Source organism: Sphingobacterium wenxiniae (assembly GCF_900116225.1).
GTDB lineage: Bacteria > Bacteroidota > Bacteroidia > Sphingobacteriales > Sphingobacteriaceae > Sphingobacterium > Sphingobacterium wenxiniae.
Window position 1 is genome coordinate 114,782 of the sequence record NZ_FOZZ01000005.1, and the last position, 17,240, is coordinate 132,021.

The 17,240-nt window shown below is 42.2% G+C and carries 14 protein-coding genes; 10 read left to right on the forward strand and 4 right to left on the reverse strand.

Annotated elements, in window-relative coordinates:
- Positions 1-581 precede the first annotated feature (581 nt).
- The 5 genes from BM375_RS08375 to rodA all read left to right on the forward strand — a co-directional run bounded on the left by BM375_RS08375 (position 582) and on the right by rodA (position 6,315).
- Positions 582-1,604 (forward strand): rod shape-determining protein, encoded by a 1,023-nt coding sequence (locus tag BM375_RS08375; RefSeq protein WP_093365186.1) that lies wholly within the window; start codon positions 582-584, stop codon positions 1,602-1,604.
- A gap of 106 nt (positions 1,605-1,710) precedes the next feature.
- Positions 1,711-2,547 (forward strand): rod shape-determining protein MreC, encoded by an 837-nt coding sequence (gene mreC, locus BM375_RS08380; RefSeq protein WP_093365188.1) that lies wholly within the window; start codon positions 1,711-1,713, stop codon positions 2,545-2,547.
- Positions 2,540-3,067, forward strand: a complete 528-nt coding sequence (locus BM375_RS08385; protein WP_093365190.1) for a rod shape-determining protein MreD — start codon at positions 2,540-2,542, stop codon at positions 3,065-3,067. Before mreC ends, BM375_RS08385 begins: the two co-directional genes overlap by 8 nt.
- 19 nt (positions 3,068-3,086) lie before the next feature.
- Positions 3,087-5,048 carry a penicillin-binding protein 2 gene (gene mrdA / locus BM375_RS08390; RefSeq protein WP_093365192.1) on the forward strand — a complete coding sequence of 654 codons (1,962 nt, stop codon included), beginning with the start codon at positions 3,087-3,089 and terminating at the stop codon, positions 5,046-5,048.
- The gene (rodA, locus tag BM375_RS08395) at positions 5,041-6,315 is read left to right on the forward strand and encodes a rod shape-determining protein RodA (RefSeq protein ID WP_093365194.1); all 1,275 of its coding nucleotides are present in this window, start codon (positions 5,041-5,043) and stop codon (positions 6,313-6,315) included. The genes mrdA and rodA overlap by 8 nt, the downstream gene beginning before the upstream one ends.
- Positions 6,316-6,396: 81 nt before the next feature.
- Here the strand turns inward: rodA and BM375_RS08400 are convergent, their stop codons facing one another.
- From BM375_RS08400 to BM375_RS08410, 3 genes are read right to left on the reverse strand one after another with little or no spacing between them, the layout of a single operon-like run.
- Complete coding sequence (locus BM375_RS08400) at positions 6,397-7,251, reverse strand: nucleoside phosphorylase (RefSeq protein WP_093365196.1); 855 nt, start codon at positions 7,249-7,251, stop codon at positions 6,397-6,399.
- Positions 7,248-7,865 carry an IMPACT family protein gene (locus BM375_RS08405; RefSeq protein WP_093365198.1) on the reverse strand — a complete coding sequence of 206 codons (618 nt, stop codon included), beginning with the start codon at positions 7,863-7,865 and terminating at the stop codon, positions 7,248-7,250. The genes BM375_RS08400 and BM375_RS08405 overlap by 4 nt, the downstream gene beginning before the upstream one ends.
- Positions 7,862-8,719, reverse strand: coding sequence for a DMT family transporter (locus tag BM375_RS08410; RefSeq protein WP_093365200.1), 858 nt, complete (start codon positions 8,717-8,719; stop codon positions 7,862-7,864). The genes BM375_RS08405 and BM375_RS08410 overlap by 4 nt, the downstream gene beginning before the upstream one ends.
- Before the next feature lie 646 nt (positions 8,720-9,365).
- On the opposite strand from BM375_RS08410, the gene BM375_RS08415 reads away from it, so the two are divergent.
- The 5 genes from BM375_RS08415 (at position 9,366) to BM375_RS08435 (ending at position 14,688) form a co-directional block, all read left to right on the forward strand.
- A complete protein-coding gene (locus BM375_RS08415; protein ID WP_093365202.1) occupies positions 9,366-10,190 on the forward strand; it encodes a prephenate dehydratase in 825 nt (274 codons plus the stop codon).
- Positions 10,191-10,318: 128 nt separating this feature from the next.
- Positions 10,319-11,425 carry a chorismate mutase gene (locus BM375_RS08420; protein WP_093365204.1) on the forward strand — a complete coding sequence of 369 codons (1,107 nt, stop codon included), beginning with the start codon at positions 10,319-10,321 and terminating at the stop codon, positions 11,423-11,425.
- Complete coding sequence (gene aroA, locus BM375_RS08425; protein ID WP_093365206.1) at positions 11,425-12,678, forward strand: 3-phosphoshikimate 1-carboxyvinyltransferase; 1,254 nt, start codon at positions 11,425-11,427, stop codon at positions 12,676-12,678. The genes BM375_RS08420 and aroA overlap by 1 nt, the downstream gene beginning before the upstream one ends.
- Before the next feature lie 74 nt (positions 12,679-12,752).
- Complete coding sequence (aroC, locus tag BM375_RS08430) at positions 12,753-13,847, forward strand: chorismate synthase (RefSeq protein WP_093365207.1); 1,095 nt, start codon at positions 12,753-12,755, stop codon at positions 13,845-13,847.
- Positions 13,837-14,688, forward strand: coding sequence for an ROK family protein (locus tag BM375_RS08435; RefSeq protein WP_093365209.1), 852 nt, complete (start codon positions 13,837-13,839; stop codon positions 14,686-14,688). The genes aroC and BM375_RS08435 overlap by 11 nt, the downstream gene beginning before the upstream one ends.
- A gap of 35 nt (positions 14,689-14,723) precedes the next feature.
- On the opposite strand, the gene BM375_RS08440 is transcribed toward BM375_RS08435, so the two are convergent.
- The gene (locus BM375_RS08440) at positions 14,724-17,138 is read right to left on the reverse strand and encodes an alpha-ketoacid dehydrogenase subunit alpha/beta (RefSeq protein ID WP_093365210.1); all 2,415 of its coding nucleotides are present in this window, start codon (positions 17,136-17,138) and stop codon (positions 14,724-14,726) included.
- Positions 17,139-17,240: the final 102 nt, after the last annotated feature.

A 17,240-nucleotide genomic window follows, 5' to 3' on the forward strand; every position in this document is an offset into this window, starting at 1 on the left:
CTCGTCAGAGCCGAGGTACAGCAAAGGAGAGGGATGGGGAGAGAATAATAAAGCAGACCCCTTGCTGTCGCAAGCTTTTATAGCTTGTGACTGGGATAGATCAAATTTTCAACTTGGTCGTAACAGCTAAGTTGAAAACTTAGATTATTTGTTCTCACAAGATACCGCTGCGATTAATCTTACGAGAGAAGGTAGATACTTCCTAAGCTTTAGACTTTCGAAGTTTCGAAAACTTCGGAAGTCTCCTACATGAAGAATGCGTGTTTTTAGTCCGTTTGTATTTGTAATGCAATAAAATAGGTTTCGTACAATGATTTGTTGCAAACAAATGTCATATATCCCACCCCGACAGACGAAGGACAGTATGGGGTCATGCGGCACGCGTGCACCAGCGGTATTCAACTTAATATTTAATTATGGTACAGCCTCCTAATTTGTTAAAACTTAAACTTTGAACAAAGAAAACTTTAAACCTTAAACAAAAATAACTTTAAACTGATTTAACAAAAATCGAATCGATAAAACAATTTTTTTTACTTAATTTCGCAATTAATTTTTACAAAAAATACAACACACGCCAAATGGGGTTATTTAACTGGTTTACGCAAGAAGTTGCAATCGATTTGGGGACTGCCAACACCCTCATCATCCATAATGATAAAGTAGTCGTAGACGAACCTTCTATCGTGGCTTTCGACCGCACCACCAATAAGGTGATTGCTATTGGACGTCAAGCCATGCAGATGGAAGGTAAGACACATGATAATATAAGAACGGTTCGCCCATTGCGCGATGGTGTCATTGCTGATTTCACTGCTGCTGAGCATCTTATCCGCGGGATGGTCAAATTGGTCAACAACGGAAAATCCTGGTTTTTCCCTTCTTTGCGTATGGTAGTTTGTATTCCTTCTGGCATTACCGAGGTAGAGAAACGTGCCGTTCGTGACTCTGCAGAAATTGCCGGGGCCAAAGAAGTATACTTAATCCATGAACCTATGGCTGCAGCTGTAGGTATTGGTATCGATGTAGAAGAACCTGTCGGAAACATGATTATTGACATCGGCGGTGGTACAACGGAGATTGCCGTTATTGCACTTTCGGGTATTGTATGTGACCAATCCATCCGTGTTGCCGGAGACAACTTTGACTCCGATATTGTACAATATATCCGTCGTCAGCATAACATTATGATCGGTGACCGTACGGCAGAGAAAATCAAGATCGAAGTAGGTGCCGCACTTCCGGAACTTTCAGACCCTCCTGCCGATTTTGCTGTGCAAGGACGTGACCTGATGACCGGTATTCCAAAGCAGATAACGGTATCCTATACGGAAATAGCACATTGTTTAGACAAGTCTATCTCTAAAATCGAAGAAGCTATATTAAAGGCTCTAGAGATTACCCCTCCGGAGCTTTCTGCCGACATTTACCAAACAGGTATTTACCTAACAGGTGGCGGTGCTTTATTGCGTGGATTAGACAGACGTATTCAAGCAAAAACCAAACTTCCGGTACATGTAGCCGAAGACCCACTTCGTGCTGTAGTAAGAGGCACGGGCATTGCACTTAAAAACATTGGTCGGTTTAAGTTTTTGATGCAGTAAAACGAATCGATAAGAAAAACGTACATCGTAGGGGCAAATGATGATTTGCCCCTACGCTATTAAATACACCGAAAACAAATTATAAAACAGCAGAGACAAAGAACAGATGAAAAACCTTTGGCTATTTCTTAAAAAATACAATGCCATGTTTTGGTTCATCTTGTTTTTCACGGTTTCTATCATCTTAGTGTTGGGTAACAATAGCTATCAGCGCGCTTACTTCGTCAACTCATCCAACACGGTTATCGGTTCATTCTATAAAGAGGTTAATGCCTGGAAGGGTTATTTATCCCTCAACGAGACTAACGAAAAGCTGGCACAGGAGAATGTACTCCTTCGACAGCAAATACAGAATCTCTTACAAGCTGATACATCGGCTGATACGGTACATATTGTTGACTCCATCGAACAGGGACGATATAGCTTCATTGTTGCCGGAGTCGCCAACAACAGTATACATCTGAAGAACAACTATCTAACCTTGGACAAGGGTGCTCAGGACGGCATAGAAAAAGGTATGGGGGTGATAACTTCCAATGGCGTAGTAGGATTTGTCGTCCAGACCTCCAAGCATTTTAGTACGGTACAGTCCTTGTTACATCCCGATACAAAGATCTCGGTCACACTTGATAGCTCTGAGGTTTTTGGCTCTTTGGTATGGGGACGAAATATAGATCCGCGTTTTGGTATGGTGCGTGATATCCCCAACCATGTACAGGTGAAAAAAGGTGAAAAAGTTTATACTTCCGGCTATTCGCTTTTCCCTGCGGGAATTCAGGTCGGCGAAATCGAGGAAACGGGTATTACTTCCGGAGAGAGTTTTCTTGACTTGAAGATACGGCTTTCCACAAATTTCAGTAATTTACATCATGTATATATCGTAAAGGATTTAATGGTTAACGAAAAACAGGCTTTGGAGGAGTTAACAGAGAACAATGGGTAAAGTAATCCTATACAACATCATCCGCTTTGTCATCTTGATTGTTTTGCAGGCAGCCTTGTTCAAGAACATGGGGTATTACAATCTGGCTACGCCTTTCCCGTATATCCTTTTCATCTTTCTATTGCCTGTTGGACTTCCCAACCTTTTACTGTTTCTGATTTGTTTCCTTACAGGGCTCACCTTGGATGCTTTCTACGATTCCATCGGTGTGCATGCCGCTGCGTGCGTAGTTTTAGGACTGTTCCGCATATCGTTTATGCGCGTAACCATTGAGGTGGACATGCAAAACTCCTTCATTACCCCTTCTCTGTCCGAAATGGGGATTAAGTGGTTCCTAACGTATATCAGTATCGGTACTTTAGTGCATCAGATTACCGTTTCTTTCGTTGAAATCTTTTCCTTTACCAATATTTTATACACCTTGGCCGGTACAATCATGAGCAGTATCTTTACCATATTGCTGATTTTATTGTTAAGTTTGTTGATATATCGGAAGAAATCACGAGTCAGTAACTTTTAATTAAAAAAGGTTCATCTACATGAATAGCTTTTTTGCCCGCAGATATGTCATTCAAGGCATTTTCATCGTCATTGCACTTATTATTGTCGCAAGACTTTTCTATATACAGATTATCGATAAATCGTATCTCCTTTCTGCAAACAACAATGTCTTGCGGAAAGTTGTTATATATCCTGCCCGAGGAGTAATATTCGACAGGAACGGACAGGTATTGGTTCAGAACGAACCCGTATACGATCTACTAGTCACTCCGCGAGAGGTAAAAGATATTGACACAGCTCTTCTTTGTCAGATTATCGATATTGACATGCAAGGCTTTGTAAACCGCATGGAAAAGGCGAGAAACCACTCTCCTTACCGAGCCTCTATTTTCGAGAAACAACTTCCCGCAACCACTTATGCCCAACTGCAGGAGCACCTCTATAAATTCCGTGGTTTCTACGTACAAAACCGTACCGTAAGAAGCTACCCAGATAGTATTGCGCCACAGGTACTGGGTTATATCCAAGAGGTCAATGACCGAGATATTGAACGATCGAATGGTTTTTACCGCCCGGGAGATTATATCGGAGCTAGTGGAATAGAACGTTCTTATGAGGATTTGCTTCGTGGGCAACGGGGCGTAAGAAATCAGATGGTCGATGCGCTGAACCGTCCGCAAGGTATCTTCATGGAAGGGAAATATGATACCTTGGCCGTTTCGGGTGATGGTTTGGTTTCCACCTTGGACAAAGATCTGCAGGTACTTGCCGAACGTTTAATGAAAAACAAATTAGGTTCTGTTGTCGCCATCGAACCGGCTACCGGAGAGATCCTTGCTTTCGTGAGCAGTGCCTCTTACGATCCAAACCTCATGGTTGGACGTGAAAGAGGAAACAACTATATGAAGCTTTTGAATGACCCGACCAAACCGATGTTTATTCGTCCTATTCAAGCCTCTTACCCTCCAGGCTCGGTCTTCAAGGTCGTTGCTGCACTTACCGCGCAACAAGCAGGTGTCATTAATGCCCAGACTTCCTTCTACTGTCCAGGAGGTTATCGTTACGGTCGTGGAGCCATTATGCGCTGTACGCACGTAGACGGAGCGACCGACTTAATCAAATCTATCCAACGTTCTTGCAACACGTATTATGGCTATACTTATGCGCGCATGATCGATTCACGCGGTATGTCAGGACCAAAAGCTTATGACCTTTGGCGAGAAAGTTTGACAAAGTTTGGACTGGGAAGTCCGTTAGGAATTGATCTACCAAACGAGAAAGGTGGGTTTATCCCGGAGTCGGCTTGGTATACCAAACGGTACGGTAGTGAAAAATGGCGTTCCAGTTATAACATTTCTCTTTCCATCGGCCAAGGAGAACTAGGGATCACACCTCTACAAATGGCCAATATCATGGCTATTGTCGCCAATCGTGGTTTCTATTACCGCCCCCACCTCGTAAAAGCTATCGGTGAAAAAGGAATTGTCAAGGATGAGTACAGGGAAAAAATCCATGCTGGTGTGGATGCTAAGTATTATGACCCAGTGATTGAAGGTATGAGCCGAGCTGTAAATATGGCTGGGGGAACCGCAACAAGTGTCCGCATCCCGGATATAGAGATGTGTGGCAAAACAGGGACAGTACAAAATCCGCACGGTGAAAACCATGCCGTGTTCTTCGCCTTTGCTCCGCGCGAAAATCCCAAGATAGCCATCGCAGTATTTGTGGAAAATGCCGGGTATGGCGGCACCTGGGCAGGCCCGATCGCGAGTATGTTGGTAGAAAAACATTTAAAAGATACCATCACACTACCAAAATACATTCAGGACAGGATTTACAATGTTAATCTCTTGCCGAAAACAGCAAAGAAAGAGGAAGTAAAACAAGCTCCCTCTCCAGCAAAAAAAGATTCGGTTAAAGCTGGCCAAACAGCACAAGCCAAAGCAAACAAACAGGAATATTTTGTACACCATAGCCAAGTAAGAAGACGGAATGACTAATCTCAACGAAAAAAGTTTCTTTGGCCGTATCGATTGGCTAACCATCTTGCTTTGGTTCATCCTTTGTGTCATCGGACTGTTCAATATACATGCTGCTGTTTACGACCCTGAAAATCCAGGGCTTTTTAACCTGGCCACAAACTATGGTAAGCAGTCTATCTATATATTCACGGCTATACTGATTGCTTTCAGTATTCTTATCATCGATGCCAAGTTCTTTATTTCGGTCTCTCCGATTATTTATGTGGTCGTGATTATATTATTAATCATCGTACTGATCGTCGGGCGAAATGTGGGCGGAAATCAGGCTTGGATACCGTTAGGTAGCTTTCGTCTACAACCCTCTGAATTCGGTAAATTGGCCACCTGTTTACTCTTGGCTTCTTACCTAAGTACACAGACCAATAAAAGTCCCAACATGAAAACTTTGCTGATAGGGGCAGCTATTGTATTGCTTCCTGTGGCATTGGTCATGTTGCAACCGGATACCGGTTCGGCTCTTGCCTTTTTTGCACTTATTTTTGTGTTTTACAGAGAAGGATATGTAGGCAATACTTTTTTATTGTTGTCCGGATTAGCTATTCTATTGTTTGTACTGGCGCTATTAGTGCCTAATGAATGGATATTGATAGCTGTGCTTTTTGTCATCTGCGGACTGTTCGCTTACAGCCTGCGCAGAAAACGAAAATACCTGATAAGCATAGGCCTTTTATTCTTAGCTTCTTCCCTCTACATTTTATGTGTAGATTTTGCTTACGAAAACATCCTTCAATCCCATCAGCGTAACCGTATCGATATTATCTTAGGCAAAATGGATGACCCTCGCGGACAAGGGTATAACCTCAACCAATCCAAAATTGCCATCGGTTCCGGGCAATTATGGGGGAAAGGTTATCTGCAAGGCACACAGACCAAATACAATTTCGTGCCAGAACAAAGCACCGACTTTATTTTCTGTACTATTGGTGAAGAGTGGGGTTTTGTAGGAAGTATCCTATTGGTAGGCGTTTATCTTTTTCTACTATTGCGGATTGTACATATCGCCGAAAGACAACGAACAGCATTTGCCCGTATCTATGCCTACGGTGTAGCTTCTATCCTATTCTTCCACTTCTTCATTAATATCGGCATGACCATCGGTATTGTACCGGTAATCGGAATTCCACTACCTTTTATCAGCTATGGTGGATCTTCCTTATGGAGCTTTACGATACTGTTGTTTATTTTGTTACGTTTTGATTCCAGCCGGAAAGGGTTGAATGGTTAATTTGGATTAATTAGTGAACTGGTTAATTGGTTAAACGATTAAACTTCTAAACAGTTAACCTCCTAAACGATTAAACCACTATTACACCCTATCCAATACATAACGTATCGCTTCGTCAATGATTTCCTGTGGCTTAGCGGAAAAGGAGTCATTCACCCGACTAGCGAGGATGGCATTAATAGAAAGCGCATGATGTCCAAACATATTTGCTAGCGCATAAATTCCTGCGGTTTCCATTTCCAAGTTGGTCATGAATCTACCTTTTATCCGAAAGCTATTTGCTTTCTGTATTAAGTCCGGAAATACATTGATTGAACGCACAGATCTTCCTTGAGGAGCATAAAATCCAGGAGCTGTCATCGTGATTCCTTTTGGTAAGTCCTGCGCTATTTTATGCAATAATCGCTTGCTGGCGCTACCTACATACGGCGTTAATCGAATATCCGGAAAATGCTGCATAATAGCCGACTGAATATCTTGCTCATCTTCGGAATAATGTTTTACATAGTATTGCATCAGTGCATCAAAACCTATGGCATATTCGCTTGCCAGAATAGTCCCCATCTTGATGTCCCCCTGAATAGATCCCGACGTTCCGATACGGATAATATCCAAACTCGTCAACTGGGACTTTAATGAACGTGTGGCAAAATCAACATTGACCAATGCATCAATTTCATTAAATACGATATCAATATTATCCGTACCAATTCCCGTAGAAATAACCGAGATGCGCTTCCCTCCGAGCTGTCCTGTATGGGTAATAAACTCCCGTTTGCCTTTTTTCACCTCGATATGGTCAAAGTACTTGGATACCTCAGCCACACGGTCCGGATCACCTACAAAAATAATAGTTGAGGCTAAGTCCTCCGGTAAAAGATTAAGATGATAGATACTTCCATCCGCATTTAAGATCAATTCCGAGTCTGCAATCATAATGTAGTCACATAAGTATAATGAACCTGTTCCAATTTTTCCAGTTTCCCGACAACTTGGTTAACCTGCAATTTCCTGACCTCCACTTCCATCACACATAGGTTGTCAAATTGCTGGTTCAATATAACTAAATTTTCATCCTTCACCAAACGCATAACATCATTCATCTGCAAATAGTCAAAAGAAATCCGATAAACATCATTGACCGTTTTCTCGACAATGACCGCCGCTTCCAAAGCTTCTTGTGTTGCGGTCTTGTAAGCATTGATCAATCCTGGTACACCCAATAAAGTTCCCCCAAAATAACGAACTACAACTACGAGGATATTGGTCACATTTTTTGAAAGTAAAGCATTCAAAATAGGTCGCCCCGCTGTTCCGGAGGGTTCTCCGTCGTCATTCACCCGGTACACAGAACGATCCGGTGTCAACCTATACGCCCAACAATGATGTCGCGCCTTAGGGTGCTGCGCTTTCAAGTCTGCAATAATGTCTTTCAATGCCGATTCCGATTTGAACGGATAAGCATACGCTATAAACTTGCTTCCTTTATCCCGAAATAACCCTTCGGACGGTTCATCAATCGTAAAATAAGTATCTTCAAATAAACTCACAGATATGCAATAATTAAGACGGAAATCATGGCCAGCCCTATACCTATTTTATTGTAAAAGGATAGCCTTTCCTTAAAAAACACAACACCAATCACTGCCCCCAATAGGATAACACCAATGTTCATACCCGTAAAAACAATGGATGGGCTATCCGGCAAGGCACGATGCGCCTTCATATAGAACAAGATATTGCCAAAGTTAAACAATCCCAAAAGGATTCCCCAGAACAAAGAACCTAATTTCAGCTGCTCGTGCCTCTTTAGAAGTTTATATGCTAAAAACAAGAACGACAGAACCATCGCCCCAACAAACACCACAAACATGGAAAAGGAATAGGGAACTCCTTGATATAGGGCAACTTTCTTAAACAGAACATCAATAATCCCCATACCTAGGAATACCGCCAAAGGATAGCCCCAAGCTTTTGTCGGGACTTTTTGTCCCTTTTTATTCCAGCCAATGGAAAATAAAATAGCCAATATACCCACGCCTATACCGATCAATTTGGTTGTGCCAATATGCTCCTTAAAAATAAAAAAAGCCGCTAACAAGGGAATAAACAAAGAGAGACGCTGGGCAACTTCAGTCTTAACGATACCACTGTATTGTATGGCATAAGCTATACACAGAAATATAGTGGGCAACAACACAGCCAAAGGCAGATAAAGGTCCCAAGGAAGTTCGCTCCATATCACTTGCCCTACCTGAGGCATTAACAAAAGATAGGTTGCCAAAGCAGCCACAGGGTAGTTCCAAACAATAAGATGTAAATATTTATAACCTCTCCCTTTTGCCAATTTGATAATAACCGCAACACTGACACTACAAATAACACTAAAAAACACGTACCACATAGAATAATTGCTCTTGCTTCATATACCTTATGACTATGAAATTCCAAATGTACAAATTAATGTAAAGGTTAGGTATAAGTAGCGATATTAACTACAAACCTATAAGGTTTAACTTCGTTGAGGGCTTCGCCGTTTTGAAACCTTATAGGTTTTGCTCTTTCAACAAAACCTATATTTTAGGATTTTTCAATCAACAAAACACATCATTACAATAAAAAATAAACAACAAAATATACATTAATTTTACATTAAAAAATCTATAAAATTTCATTAATTTTAGTGTATTTTTTCAACAAATAAAACAAAATAAAAACAATAAAAAACTAAATATAAGCATATTACAAATTTTAAACAATTAAAAAACACTCATTAAAAACACCCAATTTTTAATCAAAATTTCTACCATATTTTATATACATAAAATATATTTTTTTGAATTTATTTTGGATATTAAAATATTACTTCTACATTTGAAATGTTAATTCGAGACATGAGAACATATACAACATATTTTTACTTTGGATTCTTTTATTTTAACAATAAAAGCCGGGATTAATATGTTGCGATAAATAACCAACAAAAAGAGTCCCGGGTCATTAAATCCGGGACTCTTTTTGTGCAAGAAAGCGTTGAATAAAAACAATTGATGAAAACAAGAATAGCAATACAGGGGGTTAAAGCCTCATTTCATGAAGAAGCTGCGTACAAATATTTCGGTGAAGATATCGAAACAGTAGAATGCGAATCCTTCAAGAAGACCTGTGACATGCTCAAGCAAGGCAAAGCGGACTACGTGGTCATGGCCATTGAGAATTCGATTGCAGGGAGCATCCTACCAAACTACAATCTTTTGCGGGATTACCGGTTCCATATCGTTGGCGAAGTACATCTAAATATACAGCAAAACCTTCTGGCACTGCCCGGCACGAAGCTATCGGATATTAAGTTCGTAGAATCCCACCCCATTGCCATCCGCCAATGTGACGAGTTTTTGATAGATCATCCCGAGTGGACCATCAAAGAGGGCATGGATACTGCTGCCTGTGCAAAAGGAATTGTAGAAAATCAATTAAAAAATACAGCTGCCATTGCCAGTGCTTTAGCTGCAAAAATTTACGGATTGGAAATTCTCGAAAGAAGGATAGAAACCAACAAAAAGAATGCAACACGTTTTCTTATTCTTTCCAACGAGCTTGTGGAACACAAAAATGCCAACAAAGCTTCCCTATCCTTCCAGACTGGAAATGCAGTAGGAGCTTTAGCCAACGTACTGCAATGCTTCGCTGAGCAGAATGTCAATCTGAGCAAGATTCAATCGATGCCAGTCGTTGGAAAAAGAAATGAATATGACTTTTACGTCGATGTGGAATGGAAAAAGCAAGGTGATTACGATGCTGCAATCCGAAAAGTACTGAAACACACTATCAACTTCACCATCATGGGTGAATATATTAAAAACGAGAAAGTATAATCCTCCCCCGACCCCTCCAAAGGAGGGGAGATATGATTACTCCCTCTCCTTTGCTGTGCCTCGACTCTGACGAGGGAGAGGATTGGGGTGAGGATAAATAAAGAAAACATAAAAAATTACATAAAAAAATGAAACATACATTAGACATTGTCCCTTTAAAATCTTGGTTAGATACAGGAGATAAGCCTTTAATCATTGCAGGCCCATGCAGTGCCGAAACAGAAGAACAAGTAGTTTCTACAGCACACTTATTAGCGAATACCGGTAAAGTGAACGTACTGCGTGCTGGTATCTGGAAACCACGTACCCGTCCGGGAGAATTCGAAGGTATCGGAAGCATTGGATTGGAGTGGTTAAAGAGAGCAAAAGAAGAAACAGGTTTATTGACAGCAACGGAAGTTGCAACAGCGAAACACGTTGAAGAAGCTTTGGCTGCTGGCGTAGATATCCTATGGGTAGGCGCACGCTCTACAGCAAACCCATTCACTGTACAAGAGATTGCTGATGCATTGCAAGGCGTAGACGTTCCTGTATTAGTTAAAAACCCTGTGAACCCTGATTTATCCTTATGGATCGGTGCATTGGAACGTATCAACGGTGCAGGTATCAAAAAATTAGCTGCTATCCACCGTGGATTCTCTTCTTTCGAGAAAACAGCTTTCCGTAATGAACCGATGTGGGATTTGGCTATACAATTGAAATCTGCTTGCCCAGAGTTACCTATCATCAATGACCCAAGCCATATCTGCGGTAACAGAGAGTTAATCCCATACATCGCTCAAAAGGCAATGGACATGGACTTACAAGGCCTGATTATCGAATCGCATATCGATCCTTCTGTAGCTTGGACAGACGCCAAACAACAGGTAACGCCTGCAGCTCTTTCTGACTTATTAGACAATCTTTCTGTACGCCGTCCGGAATCTAACAATCCTGCTTTTGAAGATAAACTGGCAGAATTACGTCAACAGATCGACCAGCTGGACGATGCAATCTTGAAGCAGATCGGCGATCGCATGAAAATCGCAGAGAAAATCGGCGAATATAAACGTGACAACAACGTAACCATCCTTCAGGTAAGCCGTTGGGACGAAATCGTTGAAAAACGTTTACAATTGGCAAGAGCTTTAACATTGAGCGATGATTTCGCGACAAAATACTTAGAGCTATTGCATAACGAATCGATTAGAAAACAAAACGAGGTGATGAACACTAAACCTGTTGCGGAGGCCTAATGAACGTAACAAGCATTCGGCTAACGCATCCCTCCAAACAAATAGGAGGCACGGTACAATTAACGGGCTCAAAGTCCGAAAGCAACCGTGCACTTATTATCCAGGCGCTGAGCAAGGGTCTTGTCCAAGTAGAGAACCTTTCCGAAGCTGCTGACACCGTCATCATGCAAGCGGCCTTGCGCCGCGCGCAAGATGCGGATAAAAGCCTTGTCACAACCATTGACATTGGACCAGCAGGAACAGCCATGCGCTTCCTGACATCCTACCTGAATACGATCAAAGGAGAATTTATCCTTACCGGAACAGAGCGTATGCAACAGCGTCCAATCGGTATTTTAGTAGATGCACTCCATGCTATAGGGGCAAAAATCGGATACGAAAAGCAGCAGGGCTACCCTCCTATCCGTATCCAAGGTAGACTCACACAGCAAAATGAACGCGTTTCTATCAAAGGAAACGTAAGCAGTCAGTACATTTCTTCGCTTTTACTGATAGCCGCTTCTTTGGAAAAAGGGTTAACACTAGATATAGAAGGAGAACTAACGTCCCGACCTTATGTAACCATGACACTGAACATGCTTCAGGAAGCAGGAATCACACATACATGGAAAGACAACAGTATACAGATTGCTCCGCAATCGTATAAACCAACAACTATCTATGTAGAACCAGATTGGAGTGCAGCTTCCTACTGGTACGCTATCGTCGCTCTTTCAGACAACGGACACATTGTACTTCCCGGGTTAAAAGAAAGCAGCCTGCAAGGTGATATTGCGATCAAAGATATTATGCAGCATTTTGGTGTAGAAAGCACTTTTAAAAATGACGGTCTGCATCTGACTAAAACGGCACAAGTTTCTTCCGAGACTTTATTTGATTTCAAAGAATGTCCGGATCTTGCGCAGACAATCGTGGCGCTGACCGCCGCATTAAAAAGAGACATTTCGATTACAGGTGTAGAAACCTTGAAAATCAAGGAAACCGACAGGTTGAATGCGCTGAAAGTAGAAATCGCCAAATTTGGCGCAGAGCTGATTGCCGATGGCGAAGTTTATCATATTAGAACAGCCAATATCTATACGCCTGAAAACTTAGATATTGACACCTACGAAGACCATCGCATGGCTATGGCTTTTGCCCCCTTGGCATTGGTATTTCCTCAACTGACAATCCATGAACCTATGGTTGTTGAGAAGTCTTACCCTGACTTTTGGCAGCATCTGTCAAACCAAGGTTTCCAAATTCAGGAATAAGCAGCCCAATTCAACAATAATTTGAAAAGATTATTGTTGAATTGGCTATATTTACCCCCAATATTAATTAGATTATGGCAGGAAATTCATTCGGCAGTCTGTTTCGTATCACTACCTTTGGCGAGTCACATGGCAAAGCTATTGGCGTTATCATCGACGGCTGCCCTCCAAATATTGAGATTGACGAAGAGTTTATTCAATCCGAGCTAGACAAGCGCAAACCCGGACAATCCAAAATCACTACCCAACGCAAAGAAAGTGATACCGCTCAAATTTTGTCCGGTGTATTCGAAGGCAAATCTACAGGAACACCTATCGCCATTCTCATTCCAAACGAGGATCAACGCTCCAAAGATTATTCCCATATAGCAGACAAGTACCGTCCTTCACATGCTGACTATACCTATCAGCAGAAATATGGTATTCGCGATTACCGCGGAGGCGGGCGTTCATCAGCGCGCGAAACTGCAGCTCGTGTAGCGGCTGGCGCTATTGCCAAACTATTTCTAAAACAACAAGGCATAGAAATATTTGCCCATGTTTCAGCAGTAGGAACGCTAGAAGCTCCTAACCTAGATTCGACAGACCTTACGAAACTATTAGACGTACGCGAAAGCAACATTGCTCGTTGTGCCGACCCAGCCACCGCTAACGAAATGATTAGCTTAATTGATTCCGTTCGCAAAGATGGCGATACCATTGGTGGAAAAATAGCCACAATTATCCGGAATGTTCCTGTGGGGTTAGGAGAGCCGGTGTTTGACAAATTACACGCCGATTTAGGCAAAGCCATGCTAAGCATCAACGCCGTACACGGCTTTGAATATGGCTCCGGTTTTTCGGGTTCGGAAATGCGGGGCTCAGAACATAATGATATTTTTGTTAAAGAAAACGAACGTGTACTAACACGCACCAATTTCTCAGGTGGTATACAAGGTGGCATTTCCAACGGAATGGACATCACATTCCGTACAGCCTTCAAACCAGTGGCAACTATTATGCGTGACCAAAACACGTTGAATGAAGCCGGTGACAATACCAGCATCTCCGGCAAAGGCCGTCACGATCCTTGTGTAGTTTCTCGTGCCGTTATTATTGTTGAAGCCATGGCAGCACTGGTTATTGCAGACCATCTGTTACGCAATCAAGCTTACGCGTATGGAAAGTAATTGGGTAGTAGCAGCTGACATCGGAGGTACACATATTACATCCGCTATTGTCGACATCTCCACGTGGGAAATTATAGAAGGCACGACCTTCCGCAACGCTGTGGATTCAAGCGCAGATGCTAAATCGATTTTTAATTTCTGGACTCACGCCATAAAGCAATCCATAGCTGCATCAAAAAAAACAATTACAGCACTCGGTATCGCTATGCCCGGACCTTTCGACTACGAGGTTGGCATTTCATTAATGCAAAATCAGGATAAGTACGACCAGATTTATCAAAAAGAGATAAACGGCGATCTTAAAGCCATATTAGGGGCAGACATAGACATACGCTATATCAACGATGCGGCTGCTTTTTTGCAAGGTGAAGTATTCGCCGGAGCTTTGGAAGACCGCCCGAAAATATTGGGGATTACCCTTGGAACAGGACTAGGGTCTGCCGTTTGGCAAAAAGGAGAAAAAGCTTTTGATGCTAATTTATGGAGTGCACCTTATAAAGATCGTATTTTTGAAGAATTTTTAGTAACCAGATGGTTTACAAAACGCTTCTTTGAGTTGTCTGGCATCCGTGAAAACGGTTTTAAAAATATTCTCCAACATCATCAAGATACAGATGCTTTTCTGCAATTGATGACAGAATATACCGAATCGCTACACGACTTTTTATCATTCTTTTCGCAGAAGCATCAGTCCAATACGTTCATATTAGGCGGCAACATTGCCAAAGCATGGGGCATTATCCGCAGCTACAAACCAGAAGCGTTCGAGGATTTTGAAGTCTTTACGGGGCAATATGCAGAAGATGCAGCCATCATAGGAGCTGCATCATTATTTAGATAAAAGAAAAGCGGAGCAATGCTCCGCTTTTCTTTTATCTAAATAGCCGGATATTTACCGGTATCGTATTCATTCATCATTTCGTAAACCATTTCGACCACATCATCTATGGATGGTTTGGTAAAGTAATCTCCATCCGAACCATAAGGTGGCCGGTTCGCTTTGGCACTTATTGTACGCGGTTGTGCATCCAGGTAATAATATCCTTTTTGTCTTTCCAATATCTGCTGTGAGATATACGCACTGGCTCCTCCCGGCATATCCTCATCGACGACTAGAAGCTTATTGGTCTTGGACAAAGATTTTGCACATATATCTTCTCGATCAAAAGGTTGCAGACACTGCGCATCAATAATCTCGATGGAAATGCCCAGACGCTCTAACTCTATAGCAGCTTCCTGTACAACACGCAACGTCGAACCATACGACACTACAGTCACGTCCTTCCCTTCCCGAATGCATTCTGCAATACCAATAGGCACCATAAATTCCCCCACATTTTCCGGCATACGTTCTTTTAATCGGTAACCATTCAGGCTTTCGACTACTAAAGCCGGCTCATCCGAACGCAAAAGCGTATTATACATTCCAGCAGCTTGAGTCATGTTCCGCGGCACACAGATATGCAAGCCACGCAAACCACCCAATAACACCGACATAGGCGAACCCGAATGCCATATCCCTTCCAAACGATGTCCACGTGTACGTACAATTACAGGGGATTTCTGTGTACCTTTTGTGCGGTAACTTAAACTCGCCAAGTCATCGCTCAACACTGGCATTGCATAAATCAAGTAATCTAGATACTGTATCTCAGCAATCGGCCTTAACCCACGCAGTGCTAAGCCCATTCCTTTACCAATGATAACCGATTCACGAATACCTGTATCAAAAACTCGATGTTCACCGAACTTTTGCTGCAACCCCGCAAAACCCTGATTGACATCTCCTATCTTACCTACATCTTCGCCGAAAGCCAAGATACGCTCGTCCCGTTCAAAATTAGCATCAAAACAAGCATTCAGTACTTCTCTCCCGTCCACCAAAGGTGCGTCTTCTGCATAAATAGCAGGTCGCACAGGCTTCAGCAAGGGCGAATCTACCGTATCAGTAAAGAGCTTGTCATTATATCGCCCATAATTGACCTCTTGCTTCTCTTGATACCAAGCGATCAGAGCGTCTTTTTCTGCCGAGGCCTCTCCTCGTAAATCACGAATCGCCCTCCTTACCTGTGCATATACTTCTTTCAAGGATGGTTCGCCCAAAGACTGTAAAGTCTTTAAAGGCATTTCTGCCATAGGATGATGGATTTTGGATAACAATGCTACAGCCTCATCCAAATCAACCTGTAAATTTTTATGATAGTCTGCCCAAGCTCTACGTTGTTCCTGACGAACATGTTCTTTGGCTTCCCGTTCTATCGCAGTCAATACTTCATCGGTCGCCATGCCAGAATCGATTAACCATTCCCGCATCTTCGTGTTACCATCGTATTCCTTCTCCCAATCCAAACGTTCCGGAGACTTGTAACGCTCATGTGAACCCGATGTCGAATGCCCTTGTGGCTGTGTTACTTCGGTCACATGTACAATACAGGGCACATGCTCTTCCCGAGCATATCTCTCCGCCATCTCGTACACCTCGCACAAAGCAGGATAATCCCAGCCACGTACCTTAAAAATTTCTACACCATTGCTACCACCTTCACGTTGAAAGCCCTTCAAAGCTTCTGAAATATCAGATTTTGTGGTTTGGATTTCGTTTGGCACAGAAATTCCGTAACCATCATCCCAAATAGAAATAATCACAGGCAACTGTTTTACGGCTACGGCATTCACCGTTTCCCAGAAAACACCTTCAGAGGTGGATGCATTACCCACCGAGCAGAAGACCACTTCATTTCCTTTTTGCGAGAAATAAGTCAGATAGTCCAATTCCCGATTTTCGCGATAAAGCTTCGAAGCTAAACCCAACCCAGCTATCCGAGCCATTTGTCCAGCAGTTGTGGAAATATCCGACACCGAGTTTTTCTGCTCCAACTGGTTCAGCCAATTTCCCTCCGCATCCAATAACTGCGTAGAGAAATGACAGTTCATCTGTCTTCCCCCCGAAGAGATATCGGCCTCTAAATCAGGGTTTGCATATAATTGGGAGAAATAATGATATAAGGTAGTGATACCTGTTGCAAAGGCAAAAGTCTGGTCTCTATAATAGCCGGATCGCCAATCTCCATTCCGGAAAACTTTCGCCATAGCCAATTGTGGAAGCTCCTTGCCATCGCCGAAAACACCAAACTTCGCTTTTCCTGTCAGGACTTCCTTTCGTCCCAACAAACTGGCGTATCGACTCTGCAAAGCAAGCTTATAATCGTTTAACACAATAGCGCAGAAGTCTTCAAAGCTAATTTTTGAATGTTCAAGACTGTTATGTGTATGTAAGGTGGTATCTGACATATTTGAATTTGTCGTTTTAGCAAAAGTAATAAAAATATAAGGTTTATCGCTAATTACAATATTGCAAATTCAGAGACAACTCATTTATTTTATCTATATTAA